Annotated in this window: 19 protein-coding genes; 11 read left to right on the top strand and 8 right to left on the bottom strand. The window is 75.0% G+C overall.

Annotation, left to right across the window (positions count from 1 at the left end; all coding sequences use genetic code 11):
• The first annotated feature begins 163 nt into the window (after positions 1 to 163).
• Positions 164 to 730, top strand: a complete 567-nt coding sequence (locus PGB27_RS19060) for a DUF4190 domain-containing protein (RefSeq protein ID WP_274201969.1) — start codon at positions 164 to 166, stop codon at positions 728 to 730.
• Positions 731 to 1076: 346 nt separating this feature from the next.
• Here the strand turns inward: PGB27_RS19060 and PGB27_RS19055 are convergent, their stop codons facing one another.
• Complete coding sequence (locus PGB27_RS19055) at positions 1077 to 2303, bottom strand: phosphodiester glycosidase family protein (protein ID WP_274201968.1); 1227 nt, start codon at positions 2301 to 2303, stop codon at positions 1077 to 1079.
• Positions 2304 to 2551: 248 nt separating this feature from the next.
• On the opposite strand from PGB27_RS19055, the gene PGB27_RS19050 reads away from it, so the two are divergent.
• From PGB27_RS19050 to PGB27_RS19025, 6 genes are all read left to right on the top strand, one after another.
• The gene (locus PGB27_RS19050) at positions 2552 to 3691 is read left to right on the top strand and encodes a TerC family protein (RefSeq protein WP_274201967.1); all 1140 of its coding nucleotides are present in this window, start codon (positions 2552 to 2554) and stop codon (positions 3689 to 3691) included.
• 9 nt (positions 3692 to 3700) lie between these two features.
• Entirely contained in the window at positions 3701 to 4168 is a 468-nt protein-coding gene (locus PGB27_RS19045; RefSeq protein ID WP_274201966.1) for a DUF309 domain-containing protein, read from the top strand.
• 86 nt (positions 4169 to 4254) lie between these two features.
• The gene (locus PGB27_RS19040; protein ID WP_274201965.1) at positions 4255 to 4839 is read left to right on the top strand and encodes a type 1 glutamine amidotransferase domain-containing protein; all 585 of its coding nucleotides are present in this window, start codon (positions 4255 to 4257) and stop codon (positions 4837 to 4839) included.
• A 22-nt stretch (positions 4840 to 4861) separates the two neighbouring features.
• Positions 4862 to 6277, top strand: a complete 1416-nt coding sequence (locus PGB27_RS19035; protein ID WP_274201964.1) for a lyase family protein — start codon at positions 4862 to 4864, stop codon at positions 6275 to 6277.
• On the top strand, positions 6274 to 6678 hold the full coding sequence (gene pcaC / locus PGB27_RS19030) for a 4-carboxymuconolactone decarboxylase (RefSeq protein WP_274201963.1): 405 nt from the start codon (positions 6274 to 6276) through the stop codon (positions 6676 to 6678). The genes PGB27_RS19035 and pcaC overlap by 4 nt, the downstream gene beginning before the upstream one ends.
• Positions 6679 to 6788: 110 nt before the next feature.
• Entirely contained in the window at positions 6789 to 7448 is a 660-nt protein-coding gene (locus PGB27_RS19025) for a hypothetical protein (RefSeq protein ID WP_274201962.1), read from the top strand.
• 14 nt (positions 7449 to 7462) lie between these two features.
• Here the strand turns inward: PGB27_RS19025 and PGB27_RS19020 are convergent, their stop codons facing one another.
• Positions 7463 to 7975 carry an FBP domain-containing protein gene (locus PGB27_RS19020; RefSeq protein ID WP_274201961.1) on the bottom strand — a complete coding sequence of 171 codons (513 nt, stop codon included), beginning with the start codon at positions 7973 to 7975 and terminating at the stop codon, positions 7463 to 7465.
• A 169-nt stretch (positions 7976 to 8144) separates the two neighbouring features.
• Between PGB27_RS19020 and PGB27_RS19015 the strand changes: the two genes are divergently transcribed.
• Both PGB27_RS19015 and PGB27_RS19010 read left to right on the top strand, forming a co-directional pair.
• On the top strand, positions 8145 to 10166 hold the full coding sequence (locus PGB27_RS19015) for an MFS transporter (protein WP_408630097.1): 2022 nt from the start codon (positions 8145 to 8147) through the stop codon (positions 10164 to 10166).
• 90 nt (positions 10167 to 10256) lie between these two features.
• Positions 10257 to 11348 (top strand): DUF1275 family protein, encoded by a 1092-nt coding sequence (locus tag PGB27_RS19010; protein ID WP_274201959.1) that lies wholly within the window; start codon positions 10257 to 10259, stop codon positions 11346 to 11348.
• Between the two features lie 9 nt (positions 11349 to 11357).
• Here PGB27_RS19010 and PGB27_RS19005 read toward each other — a convergent pair whose 3' ends face one another.
• Together PGB27_RS19005 and PGB27_RS19000 are read right to left on the bottom strand one after the other, a co-directional pair.
• A complete protein-coding gene (locus PGB27_RS19005; protein ID WP_274201958.1) occupies positions 11358 to 12197 on the bottom strand; it encodes a YceI family protein in 840 nt (279 codons plus the stop codon).
• Positions 12194 to 13174 carry an MSCRAMM family protein gene (locus PGB27_RS19000; RefSeq protein WP_274201957.1) on the bottom strand — a complete coding sequence of 327 codons (981 nt, stop codon included), beginning with the start codon at positions 13172 to 13174 and terminating at the stop codon, positions 12194 to 12196. Before PGB27_RS19000 ends, PGB27_RS19005 begins: the two co-directional genes overlap by 4 nt.
• Before the next feature lie 170 nt (positions 13175 to 13344).
• On the opposite strand from PGB27_RS19000, the gene PGB27_RS18995 reads away from it, so the two are divergent.
• Positions 13345 to 14625 (top strand): acyl-CoA dehydrogenase family protein, encoded by a 1281-nt coding sequence (locus PGB27_RS18995; RefSeq protein WP_274201956.1) that lies wholly within the window; start codon positions 13345 to 13347, stop codon positions 14623 to 14625.
• 53 nt (positions 14626 to 14678) lie between these two features.
• A complete protein-coding gene (locus PGB27_RS18990; RefSeq protein ID WP_274201955.1) occupies positions 14679 to 15590 on the top strand; it encodes a DMT family transporter in 912 nt (303 codons plus the stop codon).
• Here PGB27_RS18990 and PGB27_RS18985 read toward each other — a convergent pair.
• The 4 genes from PGB27_RS18985 to PGB27_RS18970 are packed head-to-tail and all read right to left on the bottom strand — an operon-like array spanning position 15562 to position 17603.
• Positions 15562 to 15882 carry a DUF202 domain-containing protein gene (locus tag PGB27_RS18985; RefSeq protein ID WP_274201954.1) on the bottom strand — a complete coding sequence of 107 codons (321 nt, stop codon included), beginning with the start codon at positions 15880 to 15882 and terminating at the stop codon, positions 15562 to 15564. The two genes, PGB27_RS18990 and PGB27_RS18985, sit on opposite strands and share 29 nt — an antisense overlap.
• Complete coding sequence (locus tag PGB27_RS18980; RefSeq protein WP_408630094.1) at positions 15879 to 16271, bottom strand: YidH family protein; 393 nt, start codon at positions 16269 to 16271, stop codon at positions 15879 to 15881. The genes PGB27_RS18985 and PGB27_RS18980 overlap by 4 nt, the downstream gene beginning before the upstream one ends.
• 18 nt (positions 16272 to 16289) lie before the next feature.
• Complete coding sequence (locus tag PGB27_RS18975; RefSeq protein WP_274201952.1) at positions 16290 to 16457, bottom strand: hypothetical protein; 168 nt, start codon at positions 16455 to 16457, stop codon at positions 16290 to 16292.
• 57 nt (positions 16458 to 16514) lie between these two features.
• Positions 16515 to 17603, bottom strand: a complete 1089-nt coding sequence (locus tag PGB27_RS18970) for a sulfite oxidase (protein WP_274201951.1) — start codon at positions 17601 to 17603, stop codon at positions 16515 to 16517.
• Between the last annotated feature and the right edge of the window lie 94 nt (positions 17604 to 17697).

Genomic DNA, 17697 nt, shown 5'->3' with positions numbered 1-17697 from the left:
GCTGGGACACGAGGTGTTCCAGCCTGGCGTCCACGCTGTCACCGGACGTCAGGGAATCCCCCAGCTCGGACGCGCCGTTCGGTGGACTCCGTCGGGAACGGGTACCGGTGGCACGATGGCCGCCCCGGCGGCGGGCCGGACCGAGGGCGAGAGGACGTTCGACGTGAGCACTCCGGGCGAGGGCTACGGCCAGCAGGGATACGGGCAGCAGCCGGGCTACGGCCAGCAACCGCCCGGCGAGCCGGGCTACGCCGGTCCCGGCGGCACGTCGCCCGCGTGGGGGCAGCCGGCGATGCCTCCCAAGCCGCGCAACGGCATGGGCATCGCGGCGCTGGTCTTCGGCATCCTGGCGCTGCTGACCTGCTGGTGGCTGCCGGTCGTCGGCGGGATCCTCGGCATCGTCGCGATCATCCTCGGCGTCGTCGGCCGCGGGCGGGCGAAGCGGCTCGAGGCGAACAACAAGGGCGTGGCCACGACCGGCCTCGTGCTGGGGATCATCAGTCTGATCCTCAACATCATCCTGAGCATCCTGGTGTTCGTCGCCGGGATCGCCTTCCTCAACTTCGGCGGCGGCAACTCGCTGCAGCAGCTGCAGGACTGCATCAACAACGCCAACCAGCAGCCGAACCCGGCAGCGGTGCAGCAGGCGTACGAGCAGTGCGGCCAGCAGTTCGGCCAGCAGCTGCCGGGCACCCAGCCCGAGGGCGTGGGTGAGGGCGAGGGCGGTTGAGCCGCTCCGGACGGCGACGGCCCCGCACCCTGGTCGGGTGCGGGGCCGCCGTGTGTCAGGTGTCCGGACCGGGCGATGGCCGCCTCGCGGCGCGTGGCACAACAGGGCTTCAGCCGAACGATCGTCCCTGGAGGCCTTTCGATATGAGACCCGGGGGCACATGACGCCCGGCCCGGACACCTCATTGAACCCCACGCGGGTGCGGTCTGTTCCCGGGGGCGGGGGTCGGATCGTCCGGGTTGGCCGCGACGCGGCGTGACAGGTCGGTGGACGAAGGGCCGCCCGCGACGGCCGAGCTGGGGGCTTTTCTGACGTCGAGTGCCAGCGTGGACGCCAGGCTTGCAGGTCAGCGGGGTACGACGGCCAGGGCGTCGGTGACGGCGCGGAGGGGGTCGGCGGAGGGGGCGTTGACGATCGTGAGGTCCTCGTCACGGCCCCGGTGCACCATCGTCGTCGACCCCCCGCCGTCGAGGGACGCCGCGACCGGCGCGCCGAGGTCGGTGAGCAGGCGGCCGAGCTCGGCGAGCGTCGTCCCGATGCTCGCGTCCTGGCGCCCGTCGACCGTCACCAGCCACAGCCGCCGCCCGTCGCCCGACAGGCCCACCGCCGTCCGCGGGGCCCGCTCGGTGTCCTGCAGCCCGGGCAGCGGGCGCCCATCACGGGCCAGTGGCAGGGCGCCGACGGCCACGCGCAGCGGCGGGGCGCCGACGGCGTCGAGCCCGTACTCGAGCGTCACCGCCGCCCCGACCCGCAGGCCCCGCAGGGCCACCGCCCCGCGGTCGCGCCCGACGAGCGCGACGGTTCCGCGCGGCAGCCGTCCCGCACCGGGCGCGCCGGCGGCGACGACCCGCCCGTCGGCCACGCGGACCTCGAGCACCTCGGCGCTGCACCCGGCGCCGGGGTCGGTGTCGGTGCCGCAGGTCGTGGGCGCGCGGGGCGCGTCACCCCAGGCGGGGTCGAAGACGCCGACGCCGTCGACGGGCACCGCGTAGCCGTCGAGGCCCGTGAGCGCGACCGTGCGCTCCCCGTCGCTGACCCGCCCCTGGAAGTGCGCCCGCGCGAGGTGCGCCCGGCCCTCGGCGTCGAGGCCCACGACCGCGTCCGGGGACTCGCCCGGCGGCACCGGCGGGGCCGGGCGGCGGCCCACCGGTACCCCCGACGCGCGTGCGGCCCCGTCGACGATCTGCACGCCCACCGGCGCGCCGGTCCCGCCCTGGTCGAAGAACCCGCCGTTGACCGCGGTGATCGCCCCGGCGCGCGCGGCCAGCTCGGGCACGGTCGCCACGGCGGCGACGACCGGCGGGGTCAGCAGGTCGACGCGCACGGCGGGCGAGGTGAGGTCGACCTCGACGACGTCGCCGCGCACGGGCCCGCCGCGCGGGTCGGGGAGCGTCGTCGTGAACTCGCGGTGCGTCGTCCCGGGCAGGTCCGGGGCGCCGCGGGGGACGAGCAGCTCGCCGAGCACCCGGCCGTCCGACGGCGGTGGTGGCGGGACCGGTCCCGCCCCGAGCGTCAGCGCCGCGCCCACCGCCAGCACGAGGGCGGCGCGCCACCGGGCCGGAGACCGCCCCACAGCGCCTCCCCGACCCTCGACCGACGGGCGAGCCTGGGGTCGGGCCGCGACGGACCACCGCCCGACACACGGGCCCGCGCGCGGCACCGCCCGGACGAGTGAGGGTCGGAGGAATCCGACATCGGGGAACGAACCGCCCCGGCGTCGGTATCGTCACACCGGGGAACCCTCCCCGGGGGCGGCCCGTTGGCGCCCCGAACAGCGACAACCGTCGCTCTCGACTTGATCGGCGACGTGGAGGAGCAGGCGTGACGGTCCCCTTCTGGGTCTGGGCGGCCACGGTCGGCGGCATCGCCGTGCTCGTGGCGATCGACATCTGGCACGCCCGGTCGCCCCACGAGGTCAGCTTCCGCGAGGCCACCCTCTGGTCGGTCATCTACATCGCCGTCGCCGTGGTCTTCGGCGTGATCCTGCTGTTCACGATGGGGACGCAGGCGGGCACCGAGTACTTCGCCGGCTACCTCGTCGAGAAGAGCCTCTCGGTCGACAACCTGTTCATCTTCGCGGTGATCCTGGGCCAGTTCGCGGTGCCCAAGCGTCACCAGCAGAAGGTGCTGCTCTGGGGCGTCATCGGCGCGCTCGTCATGCGCGCGATCTTCATCGCCATCGGTGCCGCGGTGATCTCCGCGTTCGCGTTCGTCTTCGTCATCTTCGGCGCGTTCCTGCTGTACACGGCGTACACGCTGATCAAGCAGCACGGCGAGGAACCGAAGGACATGCACGACAACCGGGCGGTCAAGCTGGTCCGCCGGTTCGTCACCGTGCACGAGGACGCGGGCGACCACGAGGGCTACAAGGACGACGGCAAGCTCACCGCGCGGGTCAACGGCAAGTGGGGCGTGACCCCGCTGTTCATCGTCGTGGCCGTGATCCTGTCGGTGGACCTCGTGTTCGCCCTCGACTCGATCCCCGCGATCTTCGGGATCACGCAGAACGCCTACATCGTGTTCACGGCGAACGCCTTCGCGCTGCTCGGTCTGCGGGCGCTGTACTTCCTGCTCGTCGGACTGCTCGACCGCCTCGTGCACCTGTCCTACGGCCTGGCGTTCATCCTCGCCTTCATCGGCGTCAAGCTGATCCTGCTCTACCTGCACGAGGACGTGAACCCGGCGATCCCCGAGGTGCCCACCTGGCTCTCGCTCGTGGTCATCGTGGTGACGCTCGCCATCGTGACGGTCACGAGCCTGATGTCCACGCGGAACGGGACGGCCTCGGCCCACGGCTCCTCGTCGTCGGACGACCAGGGCGAGGCCGAGCAGGGCACCGGACCGTCGGAGGTCGAGTCGTCGGGCCCGAGCGGCAACGGCACGGGCACGACCGGCACGACGGGCACGACCGGGTCGTCGACGGCGGGTTCCGAGCAGACGGGCTCGCGCTCCTCGTCCTAGGGTCGGGCCATGGCCGCCGACCGCGACCGGGACGCCGAGGGCCGTGCCCGCAGCGCCCGACCCCGCGACGCGAGTGGACGCCCGCTGCCCTACGGGGCGGCGGGCGTCCCGCGCAGCGACGACGAGGACGAGGACCTCCCGCCCGACGAGGTGCTGCGCCGCGCGCAGGACCTCCTCGACCAGGACCGGCCTTTCGACGCCCACGACGTCCTCGAGGGCGCGTGGAAGGCCGCGCCGTCCGACGAGCGGTTGCTGTGGAAGGGCCTCGCCCAGCTCGCGGTGGGCCTGACCCACGAGCAGCGCGGCAACCCCCGTGGCGCGTCCGCGCTGCTGCGCCGGGGCGCCGAGACCGCGGCCCAGGCGCCCGAGGCGGCGTCCCGCCACGGCGTCGACCTCAGCGCGCTCGCGGGGTGGGCCGCCGCCCGCGAGGCGTCGGGGCCGCTCGCCCCGGGTCTGGTGCTCCGCGCACGTCGCTGACCGTTTCGGGCGACGCCGTCGTCGGGGACCCGGTCGTCGACCGGGCGGCCACCGTGCCGCCGTCGACGCATCGAGGAGGGTCCGACATGGCCGGGCAACTGGACGGACTGCGGGTCGCGATCATCGCCACGAACGGCGTCGAGCAGGCGGAGCTCGAGCAGCCCCGCCAGGCGATCGACGAGGCCGGCGCGCGGTCCACGCTGATCTCGCTGTCGACCGACGCGATCCAGGCGATGAACTCGGACATCAACAAGGGCGACACGTTCACGCCCGACAAGGCCATCTCCGACGTCTCGGCCGACGACTTCGACGCGCTCGTGCTGCCCGGCGGCACGATCAACGCCGACCAGCTGCGGCAGAGCGGCGACGTCGTCTCGTTCGTACAGTCGATCTTCGCGGCCGGGAAGCCGGTCGGGGTCATCTGCCACGGGCCCTGGACGCTCGTCGAGGCCGACCTCGTGCGCGGCCGCACGCTGACGTCGTACCCGAGCCTGCGCACCGACATCCGCAACGCCGGCGGCCACGTCGTCGACGAGGAGGTCGTCGTCGACAACGGGCTGGTGAGCAGCCGCAACCCCGGCGACCTCGACGCGTTCTGCGCCAAGATCGTCGAGGAGTTCGGCGAGGGCTCCCACAGCGTCCACGACGAGGGCGCGACCGCCCAGGCCTGAGCGCACCGGGCATGATGCCCCGGTGACCGACCGCCCCGGCCTGTTCGACCCCGTGCTCGCCCGCGGGGAGGCCCGGGCGGCGGTCGCCGACGAGGCCTGGGTCGCCGCGCTGCTCGAGGTGGAGGCGGCCCTCGCCCAGGCGAGCGCCGACGCCGGCACGCTCGACCGTGCCGACGCCGACGCCATCACCGATGCCTGCCGCCGACCCGTCGACGCCACGTCGCTCGGCGAGGAGGCCGCCGCGTCGGGGAACCCCGTCGTCCCCCTGGTCGCGCGGCTGCGCCGCGGGCTGGACGGGTCCGCCGCGTCGGGCGTGCACCGCGGCGCGACCAGCCAGGACGTCGTGGACACCGCGGCGATGCTGGTCGCGCGCCGCGCCGTCGCCGCGATCAGCGCCGACCTCCGGACGGGCGCCGACGCCGCCGCCGACCTCGCCGCGGCCCACCGCGACCGCCCCGCGGCCGGGCGCACCCTGCTCCAGCAGGCCGCCCCGATCACCGCCGGGCTGCGGTGCGCGGGCTGGTGCGCCGGCCTCGACGCCGCCGCCGACGCCCTCGCGGCGTGGCGACCCGCGGTGCAGCTGGGCGGCGCAGTCGGCACGCTCGCGGCGTTCGACGGCCACGGACGGGCGGTGCGCGCCGCGCTGGCCCGCCGCCTCGACCTCGTCGAGCCCGTGCTCGCCTGGCACACCGAGCGCGGGCGGATCGCCGAGCTCGCCGGACTGCTGGGCCGGGCGGGCGCGTCGGTCGGGTCCGTCGCGACGGACCTCGTGCTGCTCGCGCAGACGGAGGTCGGGGAGGTCCGCGAGGACGTGCCGGGCCGCGGCGGGTCGTCGACGCTGCCGCACAAGCGCAACCCCGTCGCCGCCGTGTCCGCGCGCGCCGCCGCGGTGGCCGCCCCGGGTCTCGTCGCCTCGCTGCTCACGGCCGCGTCGCTGCACGAGCACGAGCGCGCCGCCGGTCCCTGGCACGCCGAGTGGCGCCCGCTGTCCGAGCTCCTGCGCACCGTCGGGTCCGGCGCCTCGTGGCTGGCCGACGCGCTGGGCCACCTCGTCGTCGACCCCGACCGCGTCGCGGCGTCCCTCGACGTGACCGGCGGGCTGCTGCTGGCCGAGCAGGCCACGACGGGGTTGCGCGCGCGGCTCGGGCACGCGGCGGCGAAGGACCTCGTCACCGACGCCGCGTCGCGGTCGCAGGACGAGGGCCGGCCGTTCGCCGACGTCCTCGCCGACGTCCTCGCCGACGCCCTGGCCGCGCTCGACGACCCGCCCGCCGACCCCGCGGCCGAGGTCCGGGCGCTCCTCGACCCGTCCCGCGCGGTGGGCGAGGCCGCCGCGCTGGTCGACGACCTGCTGGCGAGCCGTTCGCGGGAGACGCAGCGTCCAGGGGAGCACGCCGACAGGGGAGCTCCACCCGACAAGCGAGAGGACCACCCGTGACCCAGCACCCGTCCACGCAGCACTGGGACCCCGCCGGCGAGGAGGTCCGGCGGGCGGTGCTGGGCGACGAGCACGTCGACCGCGCCGCGGCGGCCACCGACGACGTCACCGCCGACTTCCAGGACTTCATCACCCGCTACGCGTGGGGCGGCATCTGGACACGCCCGGGCCTGACACGCCGCGACCGCAGCGTCGTCACCCTGTCGGTGCTCGCGGCGCTGCACCACGAGGGCGAGCTCGGCATGCACGTGCGCGCGGCCCGTCGCAACGGCCTGACGCGCGAGGAGATCCAGGAGGTGCTCCTCCAGGTCGGGGTGTACGCCGGGGTGCCGGCGGCCAACCGGGCGTTCGCGGTGGCCCAGCGCGTCCTCGCGGAGCTCGGCGAGGACGGGACGGACTGAGTCACGCGGCGCGGGCGCCGACTACCGTGGGCGGCCGGGCAGTACGGTCCGGCAGGCACACGGCGAGACGACGGGCGGGGGCGATGGGGCGCGCGGGAACTCCACCGGGGGTGCGGCCACCCCCGCGCTGCGGCCCACGACGTCTCGGCCTCGCCCTGGCGGCGCTGGGGCTCGTCGTCGGCGCCTGCTCGTCCGGCCCGTCCGCGGGCACCCCGCCGATCCCGACGTTCCCCGGGCCCGGGGCCGCGCCGGTGACGAGCGCCCCGCCGCCGCGCAACAGCATCCTGCCCACGGAGTGCGACCAGGTGCTGGCGTCCGACCAGCTGCCCAACTACCTCGGCCTGCCGCTCGGCTCGGTGCGCGTCACCTCGCTGCGCGACGTGCCGGCCCCGCAGGTCGGTCGCCTCGAGCGCGTGACCTGCAACTACACCTCGCAGGGCGGTCCCGGCGCACCACCGCCGAACACCCTCGTGCTCAAGGTGCTGATGAGCGGCTACACCGACCCGGGGGCGGCCACCGCGCAGTCGCGGGTCAACCGGGACGCCCAGGCGAGCTCGGGGGTGCCCTCCCAGCCGGTGCCGTTCGGCGCCGCCGAGGCGATCTACTACCCCGACCCGGAGGGTCCGGTGCTGGTCGTCGTCTACGGCCGTGTGACGGCGAGCTTCACGCTCACCCCCGACCGGCCGGTGCCCTTCGACCAGGCCCAGCCCGTCCTCGTCGACCTCGCGCTGCGGGCCCTGCCCGTGCTGGTCCCGACCTCCGGCTCCTGACCGGCGGAGCCGACCTACGCCGCGTCCTCCCGGCCGCGCACCGCCGCCAGGAAGCCGTCGATGCGCACACGCAGTCCGGCGACCCGCTCCGCGACCGGCAGGCTCAGGTCCGGCATGACGCTCGGGCTCGGCTTCCTCTCGAGCCGCGTCGTCGTCGGGCAGGCGAGGTCGTCGCAGACGTAGGTGCCGACGCTGTTGCCGTCGCGGCCCGCCGCGCCCGCCTTCGGCGCGGTGTAGAGGGTCACGTCGCCGTCGGTGTGGGTGGTGCGGCACAGCGCGCACATCGCCGTGCGCCGCACGCCGCCGCCACCGGCGGCCGGGCGCAGCAGCACCCCGGTCACCACGCCCTCGTGGACGGTGACGAGGTACGCGCGCTGCGGCATGCGCGGGTCGTGCCAGCCGACGAACTCGACCTCGTCGAGGTCGGTGCCGACGACGGCGTCGACGACGGTCATCCGCTTCGCGTCGCCCTTCGAACAGTTGATCATCGAGCGGCGCACGGCGTCGGCCGTGAGCACGGTGGTCATTCCTCAGCCTCCCGGGACGAGTGCGGCCGTCCGGCACGGTAATCGTCGCCGCGAGCGGTTTCCCGCACGACGAGGTCACACCGCCGCCGTCCGGCGTGCGTGCTTATAGTTGTCCGAACCTAACGAGTTCGGCGGAGGCGACGTGACCAGCAGGGTGTCCGAGGGGCGGGTGGCGCCGGCGGTGGCGCACCCCGGACCCCGCTACCAGTGGATCGCGCTGACCAACACCACGCTCGGCGTGCTGATCGTGACGATCAACATGTCGATCCTGCTCATCGCGCTGCCCGACATCTTCCGCGGCATCGCGCTCGACCCGTTGCGCCCGGAGAACATCAGCTACCTGCTCTGGCTGATCATGGGCTACCTGGTGGTGACGGCGGTCCTCGTCGTCACCTTCGGGCGCGTCGGCGACATGTTCGGGCGGACGCGGATGTACACGCTCGGGTTCGCGGTGTTCACCGTGTTCTCGATCCTGCTCGCCGTCACCTGGCTGCAGGGCGACGCGGGCGCGATCTGGCTGATCGTCATGCGGGTGCTGCAGGGCATCGGCGGGGCGCTGCTGCTGGCGAACTCGACGGCGATCCTCACCGACGCGTTCCCGTCCTCCCGGCGCGGGCTCGCGCTCGGCATCAACTCGATCGCCGCGATCGCCGGCTCGTTCCTCGGCCTCATCATCGGCGGCGTGCTCGCACCGCTGGCCTGGCACCTGGTGTTCGTCGTGTCCGTGCCGATCGGCGTGTTCGGCACGATCTGGGCCTGGGCGAAGCTCCAGGAGACCAGCGAGCGCCACGCGGGCCGTATCGACTGGTGGGGCAATGTCACCTTCGCCGTCGGCCTCGTCGCCGTGCTCATGGGCATCACGTACGGCATCCAGCCCTACGGCGGGCACGTCATGGGCTGGACGAGCCCGACCGTGCTCGTCTGCCTCATCGGCGGCGTCGTCGTGCTGGCGGTCTTCGTGGCGATCGAGCGCAGCATCCCGCACCCGATGTTCCACCTGTCGCTGTTCTCGATCCGCGCCTTCACCGCCGGCAACATCGCGAACCTGCTCTCGGCGCTCGGGCGTGGCGGCCTGCAGTTCATCCTCATCATCTGGCTGCAGGGCATCTGGCTGCCCCGGCACGGCTACGACTACGAGTCGACGCCGTTGTGGGCCGGCATCTACATGGTGCCGCTGACCATCGGCTTCCTCGTCGCCGGACCGTTGTCGGGCGTGCTCTCCGACCGGCACGGCGCACGCTGGTACGCGGGCGGCGGCATGGCCGTCGCCGCGATCAGCTTCCTGCTCATGGGGTTCCTGCCGGTCGACTTCCCGTACCCGCTGTTCGCGGTGCTGCTGGCGGTCAACGGGCTCGCGATGGGCCTGTTCTCCTCGCCCAACCGCGCGGCGATCATGAACAGCGTCCCCGCCCGCCAGCGCGGCGCCGCCGCGGGCATGACCGCGACCTTCCAGAACGGCGCGACCGTGCTCTCGATCGGCATCTTCTTCTCGATGCTGATCCTGGGCCTCGCCTCGACCCTGCCGTCGGCGCTCTACGGCGGGCTGACCGGGCAGGGCGTGCCGGCCGACGTCGCGGGGCGCATCGCCGGGCTCCCGCCGGTGAGCACGCTCTTCGCCGCCCTGCTCGGCTACAACCCGATCGAGACGCTGCTCGGCCCCGACGTCCTGGCCCAGGTCGGGCCGCAGCAGGCGGCGTTCCTCACCGGACGCAGCTTCTTCCCCGAGCTGATCTCCGGGCCGTTCGCCGACGGCCTGTTCCTCGCGCTCGGCTTCGCCGCGGTGTGCTGCCTCGTCGCGGCCGTCGCGTCGCTGCTCGACGGGGGCAAGCCGTCCGTGGCCGACATCGAGGCGCCGGGGGAGCGGGACTCCTGGGGGCCGGCGGCGGCGAGCACGGCGCCTGCCGCACCCGAGCGTCCCGTCGCGGTGGCGGGCCGCGTCCTCGGGCCGGGCGAGGGATCGGTGGCGGCCGTCCTGACGCTCGTCGACGCCCGCGGGCACGAGGCCGATCGCGCCACCACCGACGACGCCGGCCGCTTCGCGCTGAGCGCCGACGGCCGGCCCGGCGACTACCTCGTCATCGCGAGCCCGCGCGGGCGCGGGACGGCGGCCCCGGCGGTCACCCGCGTCAGCGTCAACGGCTCGCCGGTGCACATCGACGTCGTGCTGGGGGAGCGCGCGGCCGTGCGCTGACCGCGACTGTGCCGCTCGTCGCAGTGGGCACACACAGACGGAGCACGCAGGTAATCCCATCGTCAAGGACCGCTGCGAGCGTCGGAACGCATGACCGGCTTCGACGAACCGGAGCGGCGCCCGCGCACCCTCGGCGCCGTGACCGTGGTGCTCACCGCCGCCGCGGGGGCGATCGACGTCGTGACCTACTTCGCCTTCAACCAGGTCTTCGCCAGCACGATGACCGGCAACCTGGTCCTGCTCGGCCTCGGGCTGGGGGAGGGCGACGTCGGACAGGTCGTCGACAACGTCTGCGCGATCGCCGGCTACTGCGGCGGGCTGATCGCCGGCACCGTGGCCTGCGGGCTCGCGATGCGCCGCTGGCCCTGGCGCAACGCGGTCGGGGCGACGCTGACGGCCGAGCTCGCGCTGCTGCTCCTGCTCGGCGCGTTCTGGTACGGCGTCGACGACGGTCCGCTCGCGCCGTGGAAGGTGGTCGTGCTCGTCCTCGGCGCCGGGCTCGCCATGGGCGTGCAGGCCGCGGCGCTGCGCTACGTCGGCCCGGCCGGCACGCCGACGAGCTTCCTGTCCGGCACGGTGACGAACTGGGTCTCGAGCCTCGTCGAGCTGCACAAGCCGTTCCGCTGGACCTGGAACTCGCCGCTGCGCCTCGGCGCGCTCGTCGTCGCCGCGGCGGGCAACGCGGTGGTCCAGCGCGTCGCGCCCGACTGGTCGTTCGTGGCGCCGGTGGTGCTGGTCGCGGTGGCGATCGTGCTCATGGCGATCGTGACCCGCGCCAACAGCGGGGGCCTCACGCGCGGCGACCCCCAGTTCACGGCCGACCCGCGCGAGGAGGTGCCGGACGCGGGCGCGGACGAGGAGGCGGTCGAGGCGTCCCCGCAGGTCGGCCCCGTGCACGGGCGCGTGCTCGGCACGGACGGTGGCGCCCGCCCGGCGGTGCTGACGCTGGTCTCGGGGGAGGGCGAGCAGGTCGGACGCGTGCACACCGGCACCGACGGCACCTACCGCCTCGACCCGCCGGAGTCCGGCGACTTCATGCTCATCTGCACCCCGCACCGCATGGGCGGGCGCGCCGCCCGTCCCCACGCGGTGCTCGTCGCGGTGGACGGGCGTCCGGTGCTGCACGACCTCGTCCTGGGCGCCGCGCCGGGCGAGGCGGGGCACCAGCCGGCGCCGGTGTGAGGGCGCGGCTCAGGCCGCCCGCACGGCCTCGATGTCGATCTCGATCCGCAGGGTCCGGCCGACGGCGAAGATCCCGGCGATGACCGACTGGTTCCAGTGGATGTCGAAGTCGTCGCGGGAGAGCTGGGTCGTCGCCGAGAAGCCGGCGCGCTCGCAGCCCCAGAGGTCGGGGCCCGCGCCGTGGTAGACGACGTCGAGGGCGACGGTGTTGCGCACGCCCTTGAGCACGAGGTCGCCGTGCATCGTCCAGTGGTCGGGGGTGTGGCCGACGACCGCGGTCGAGGTGAACTCGATCCGCGGGAACGCGACGACGTCGAGGAAGTCGCCGGCGCGCAGGTGCTGGTCGCGGGTCTCGTCGTCGGTGTCGACGCTGGCGGGGTCGATGGCGGCGTGGACGCGGGTGCTCGCGAGGTCGGTGCCCATCTCGATCGCCCCGGAGAAGCGGCGCAGCCGCCCGTGCACCTTGGTGATGCCGAGGTGGAACGCCGACGCCGCGATCCGCGAGTGCACCGGGTCGATGTCCCAGCGACCCGGTGCCGGAAGGCCGAGCGCGCCCGTGCGCGTCAGCACCACCCGGCCGAGGTCGCCCGGAGCCGACAGCGGCCGCGCGGCCGGCGTGTGCCCGACCGCCGAGGTGATCACCGTTGCCGGGCCCTCGGGCAGCCCCTCGACCAGGAACGACCCGTCGCCGCCGACCGCGGTGCCGCCGACCTGGTGGCCGGACGCGTCGATCACCGTGACCACCGCGAACGGCACCGGCCAGCCGTCGCTGGTCACCGCTGCGCCGCGCACCCAGCCGCCGCGTGGCGTCGCCGTCACCCCGGCGCCGCGGGCGGGGTCGGCCGTCACCAGCGCTCGCCGGACTGCGTCCGCGGCTCGGTCGCGTCGTCGGACTCGAGGTGGTGACCGTGGCGCCCGCCCGCGAAGCCGTCCGGGAACCCGTTGCCCGCCATCGCCCCGTCGTCGCCCCGCGGGGCGTCGGGACGGGCGGGCGACCCGCCGGCACCGTCCACGGCCGGCGGCACGAGGTTCAGCACGACGTCCGACGGGTGCCCGGGGCCGATCTCGATCTCCGAGGCCACCGGGGCGTAGCCGCTCGCGGTGATCGTGTAGACGCCGTGCGGGACGTCGTCGAAGCGGAACGACCCGTCCTCGCCGGTGACGCGCGAGCCGACGACGTGCCCGTCCTCGCTGACCAGCGTCGCGAGGGCCTCGGCGACCGGACGGCCGGCGCCGGCGGAGCGCACGGTGCCGTGCAGCCGGGTGCGGGTCGCGAGGGCGACGTCGTGGGTCACGTGGCCCTCGGCGGGCACGCGGACGGTCTCGGCGACGGGCGTGAGGCGCGCGGCGGCGGCCGTCAGCGTGTAGGTGCCCTCGGTGAGGTCGGCGAAGCGGTAGGTGCCGTCGGGGCCCGAGCGGGTCACGGCGACGACGGTGCCGCGCACGTCGGTGAGGGTCAGCACCACGTCGCCCCAGCCGCTGACGCCCGACCCGTCGCCGTTGGTGCCGGGGGGAGCACTGCCGTGGCGCACCCCCACGGTGCCGCCCAGCGAGGCCCCGCCGCCCGCGAGGCCCACGTCGTGGCGCAGCGGCCGGTCGGCCACGGCGACGAGCGAGGCCTGCGGCTGGTGGGTCGACGAGGCGCAGATGACGAGGTAGGTCCCGCCGGTCGGCGGCACGAGCTGGTAGTGCCCGCCGTCGTCGGCGGCGGCGCGGTCGAGCTGGTCACCGGAGAGGTCGCACAGCGTCAGCGCCGCGCCGGGCACCGGCGCACCGTCGCTGCGGGTCACCCGACCGAAGATCATGATCGGTTCCTGTCCGTCCACCGACGTCCACCTCTCTGCCCGCAGCGCGGGGCGCCGCCGGGGCCGGCCCCACGTCCATCGTCCACCGCTCGCGCACCCGGCCGCCCGGGCGGTCCCTCCACCGTGAGGGCCGTTCGCCGCATTGCTTGGATAGTACAAGCATCATCTGGCGACAGCGCGTCGGTGATCGGATGGCAGACCCCGCCGTCGCGCGCCAGGGTGGGGACATGCCCGAGCTCCCGTCCGACTTCTCCGCCCTGCCGCGGCCCGCGCTCGACCTCGACCCGGACCGGGACGCGATCGCCGACTTCTACGACTACGCCGACCTGCTCACCGGCGACGAGGTCGCGACGCTGCGCCGGCTGCGGTCGTACCTGGCGCGCGACGTCGCGCCGCTGGTCGACGACGCGTGGGAGCGCGCGGAGTTCCCGATGCAGCTGGTCAAGGGGTTCGCCGAGCTCGACCTCGCCGGCCTGCCCTACGGCCTCGCCGGGATGGGCGACGAGCCCGCGCGCCGCGTCTTCACCGGTTTCCTGCACGCCGAGATCGCACGCGTCGACCCGTCGGTGAACAGCTTCTTCGGCATCCACACGGGGCTCGCCATGGGCTCGATCTGGGCGGGCGGAACCGAGGAGCAGCGGCAGCGCTGGCTGCCGGCGATGGCGCGGATGGAGACGATCGGCGCGTTCGGGCTCACCGAGCCGCACGGGGGGTCCGACGTCGCGGGCGGCATGGAGACCACGGCGCGCCGCGACGGCGACCACTGGGTGCTCGAGGGCGACAAGCGCTGGATCGGCAACGCGCCGTTCGCCGACGTCATCGTCATCTGGGCGCGGGACCTCGAGACGAACGAGGTCCGCGGGTTCGTCGTCCCCGGTGACGCCGAGGGCATGACGATCGCGAAGATCGAGGGCAAGACCGCGCTGCGCATCGTCCAGAACGCCGACATCGCCCTGCGCGGCGTGCGGGTCCCCGACGAGGACCGGCTCGCCGGGGGCGCCGGCACCTTCGCCGACGCGGGCGGGGTCCTGCGGGTCACGCGCGGCAACGCGTCCTGGGGCGCGACCGGTACGCAGATGGCGGCCTACGAGCTCGCGCTGTCCTACGCGCGGCAGCGCGAGCAGTTCGGGCGCCCGATCGCGGGGTTCCAGCTCATGCAGGAGCTGCTCGTGCAGATGCTGGGCAACGTCACCGCCTCGCTCGGCATGGCGTCGCGCAACGCCCAGCTCCTCGACGCCGGGCGCGGCTCGGACGCGCACTCGGCGCTGGCCAAGGAGTTCTGCGCGAGCCGGATGCGCGAGACCGTCGCGTGGGCCCGCCAGCTCGTCGGCGGCAACGGGGTCATCCTCGGCAACGGCGTCGCCCGCTACTTCGCGGACGCCGAGGCGCTCTACTCCTTCGAGGGCACCCGCGAGATGAACACGTTGATCGTCGGCAAGGCGATCACGGGTCACAGCGCGTTCGTCCGCTGACGTCCGGGTAGGACTGGAGCCGTGATGCCGGCCCCGATCGAGCGTGAGCGCGCGTGACCAGCAACCCCACGGTGGCCGTCGCCCTGGCGCTGTGCTCGGTCGTCGCCTACGCCTTCTCCGCGGCCCTGCAGCGGCGCGAGACGGCGCGCGCGTCCGAGCCCGTCGAGACGTCGGGCGGCTGGCGGTTCTTCGGGGCGCTGCTGCGCCGGCGGTGGTGGTGGGGCGGCGTGGCCTGCATGGTCGCCGGCGCGATCATCCACGTCGGCGCGCTGGGGTTCGGCTCGATCACGCTGGTGCAGCCGATCGGCGTGACCACCCTGATCCTCGCGCTGCCGCTGGACTCGTGGCTGGAGAAGCGGCGGATCCGCCCGGGGGAGTGGGTCGGCGCGGTGGTGCTCGTCGTCGGCCTCGTCGGGCTGCTCTCCCTCGCCGCGCACGGGCCGCCGTCCCGGACCCCGTCGGCCACGGTCGTGCTCGGCGCGGTGGCGGTGGTCCTCGTCGCGTCCGCCCTGCTCGCCGCCGCGGGGGCGAAGGGCCGCCCGGTGGTCCGGGCGGTGATCCGTGCGGCGGCCTCCGGGCTGTGCGCGGGGGCGACGTCGGGCCTGGTGCGCCTGATCATCCAGCTGATCGCCGACGACCGCTCGTGGTGGCTCGTCGGCGTGGTGGTGGCGGCGGCGCTCGTGCTGCCGGTGGCGTCGATCCTGCTGATCCAGACCGCCTTCCGCGACGGCGGCCTCGACGCCGGGCTCGCCACCCAGATCACCGTCGACCAGGCCGCGGCGGCGGCGATCGGCATCGTCGTGCTGGGGGAGCGCTACACCCTCGGCGCGGCCGGCGCGGCGCTGGCGTCGGTGTGCGCGGTCGTCGCGCTCGTCGGCCTGGTCGTGCTCATCCGCGCGGGTCCCACGCCCGAGCAGCGCCGGGAGCTCGCCGCGGCTACCGCAGCGCCAGTACCACCCCGGTGACCAGCGCCAGCAGCGCCACCGCGCCCCCGAGCAACGGCACCGCGCGGTCGGCGGCCAGCGGCGAGGGCAAGGGGGCGTGCCGCAGGCGCAGGGTGCGGCGGCGCCCGTAGAGGGCGACGACGACGGCGAGGACGCTCGCGGCGACCGCGAGCACGAGCGAGGGACCGAGACCGTCGTGGGTGAGCTCACGGACCGCGAGCAGCACCGCGTTCGCGGCGACGCCCAGCGAGGTCCGGCTCCACGCGAGACCGGTGCGCTCGGCCTGGAGCCCGGCGTCGGACGGGGAGGTCACGCCGCTGTCCGCAGGGCCACGAGCACCAGCCCGAACAGGGCGAGGACGACGAGCCCGGCGGCGAGCACCCAGGGCAGGCGCTGGCGGGGCAGCGGGCGCCCCCGGCGGATGGCGGCCTCCACCCCGCGCCAGCGCAGGACCCCGCCGGCAGCGGTCACGACGGCCAGCGCCGCGAGCAGGCCGCCGACCACCCCGCGCGTGCCCGGCACGGCGAACTCGGGCAGCAGCTGCACGACGGCCACCCCGGCCGCCAGCAGGGAGAGCGACGTGCGCAGCCACGCGAGGAACGTCCGCTCGTTGGCGAGCGTGAACCGGTAGTCCGGTTCGTGCTCCTCGTCGTCGCCCGGCACGGGCCCTCCCTCCGGTGACACGCACGCTGACCCGCGCATGGTGCCGGGTCGACGGGGTCAGAGCAGGGCGGGGGCGAGCAGCGCGATCATGCCGTTGGTCTGCGGACTCGTGGGCGCCGCCTGGTTCTGCGCCAGCAGGAACAGCACGATGGCCAGGACGACCAGCGCGGCCACCAGCACGCCCACCAGGACACCGATGGACGGGCGGCGTTTCGTCGAGCTCAAGGGGTACCTCCGGGGTCACCTCGTCGGGACCCCGGCGGATGCCCGGTGCGCGTCCGCTCACCCGTCGTCGCGGGCGGACGCGTGCAACGTCACGTGCGCCCAGGCGTTGTTCACGTAGCCCTTCGGGTTCCACAGCTCGGCGGGATCCGCGGGCTGCACGCCGGCGGCGGAGTCCCACGCCCGCGCGGTGACCCGGGTCGTGCCGGCGGGCAGGTCCAGCTCGGTGTGCCAGAGCCGCCAGCTCCAGCGGCCGGCCTGCGGCTCGAGGTCCGCCTGCCGCCAGGTCGCCCCGCCGTCGACGGAGACGTCGACGCGCACGACGGTGCGCTCCCCGCCGGCCAACGCGTAGCCGGAGACGCGGACCGGGCCGGCCGCGACCTCGGCGTCGTCGTCGGGGGCGAGGACGTCGGCGTTCACGGCGATCGGTCCGAGGGGCACGCCGCGGCCCGGCGCGGGGGACGCGTCCGCGGGCAGCAGTCGGTACGCGACGGCCTGGTGGTGGCCGTGCGAGGGCCCGTCGGTGACGGTGACGCGCTCGAGCCACTTGACGCTGCGCGCCCCGATCCAGCCGGGGACGACGACGCGTACCGGGGCGCCGTGCGCCGCGGGCAGCGGCGCGTCGTCCATCGACCACGCCAGCAGCACCTCCGGCGCCAGCGCCTTCTCCAGCGGGACCGAGACCTCGTAGGGCCCGCCGTCGGACTCCTCCGGGAGGTCGGCGCCGGCGAGGACGACGTCGCTCGCGCCGGGCTCGACGCCCACCTCGCGCAGCACGTCGGCCAGGCGCACGCCGGCCCACCGTGCGGTGCCGGTGGCGCCCGGACCCCACGGCGTCTCGCCGGGCAGGTCGGCCACCGCCATGAGCCCCGCGCGCCGGTTGCCCGCGCACTGCAGCGTCACGACCTCGGTGTGCTCGCGGAACCGCTCGCGCAGCGCGCCGAGCGAGAACGTCGCCGGCCGCTCGACCATCCCGTCGACCCGCAGCGTCCACGTCGCGGGGTCGATCCGCGGTCGTTCCGGGGCGTGGTTGCGGTGGTAGAAGGCGTCGAGGGGGGTGAGGTCGTGGTCGGCGAGCGCGCTCCGCGGCGGCTCTGCGTTGTACGGCTGCGACGAGTGGACGGTCAGCTCGACCGGCTGGGTGGTCATGGTTCTCCGGGGGTCGGCGACGGGGGGTGAGGACCGTCCGGGGCCCGTTGATCCGACCGGGTGGACCTCGCTGTCGGGTTCGTGACCGGACCCC

Source organism: Actinomycetospora lemnae, assembly GCF_028737315.1.
GTDB lineage: Bacteria > Actinomycetota > Actinomycetes > Mycobacteriales > Pseudonocardiaceae > Actinomycetospora > Actinomycetospora lemnae.
The sequence above is the reverse complement of the archived record's forward strand: the minus strand, read 5'-3'. Positions and strand labels throughout refer to the sequence as shown.

Bases quoted from the DNA above. Each gene is read 5' to 3' on its own strand.
- PGB27_RS19045 (WP_274201966.1), top strand. From the start codon at position 3,701: ATGGCCGCCGACCGCGACCGGGACGCCGAGGGCCGTGCCCGCAGCGCC.
- PGB27_RS19040 (WP_274201965.1), top strand. From the start codon at position 4,255: ATGGCCGGGCAACTGGACGGACTGCGGGTCGCGATCATCGCCACGAAC.
- PGB27_RS19020 (WP_274201961.1), bottom strand. From the start codon at position 7,975: ATGACCACCGTGCTCACGGCCGACGCCGTGCGCCGCTCGATGATCAAC.
- PGB27_RS19010 (WP_274201959.1), top strand. From the start codon at position 10,257: ATGACCGGCTTCGACGAACCGGAGCGGCGCCCGCGCACCCTCGGCGCC.
- PGB27_RS18995 (WP_274201956.1), top strand. From the start codon at position 13,345: ATGGCAGACCCCGCCGTCGCGCGCCAGGGTGGGGACATGCCCGAGCTC.
- PGB27_RS18980 (WP_408630094.1), bottom strand. From the start codon at position 16,271: ATGCGCGGGTCAGCGTGCGTGTCACCGGAGGGAGGGCCCGTGCCGGGC.
- PGB27_RS18970 (WP_274201951.1), bottom strand. From the start codon at position 17,603: ATGACCACCCAGCCGGTCGAGCTGACCGTCCACTCGTCGCAGCCGTAC.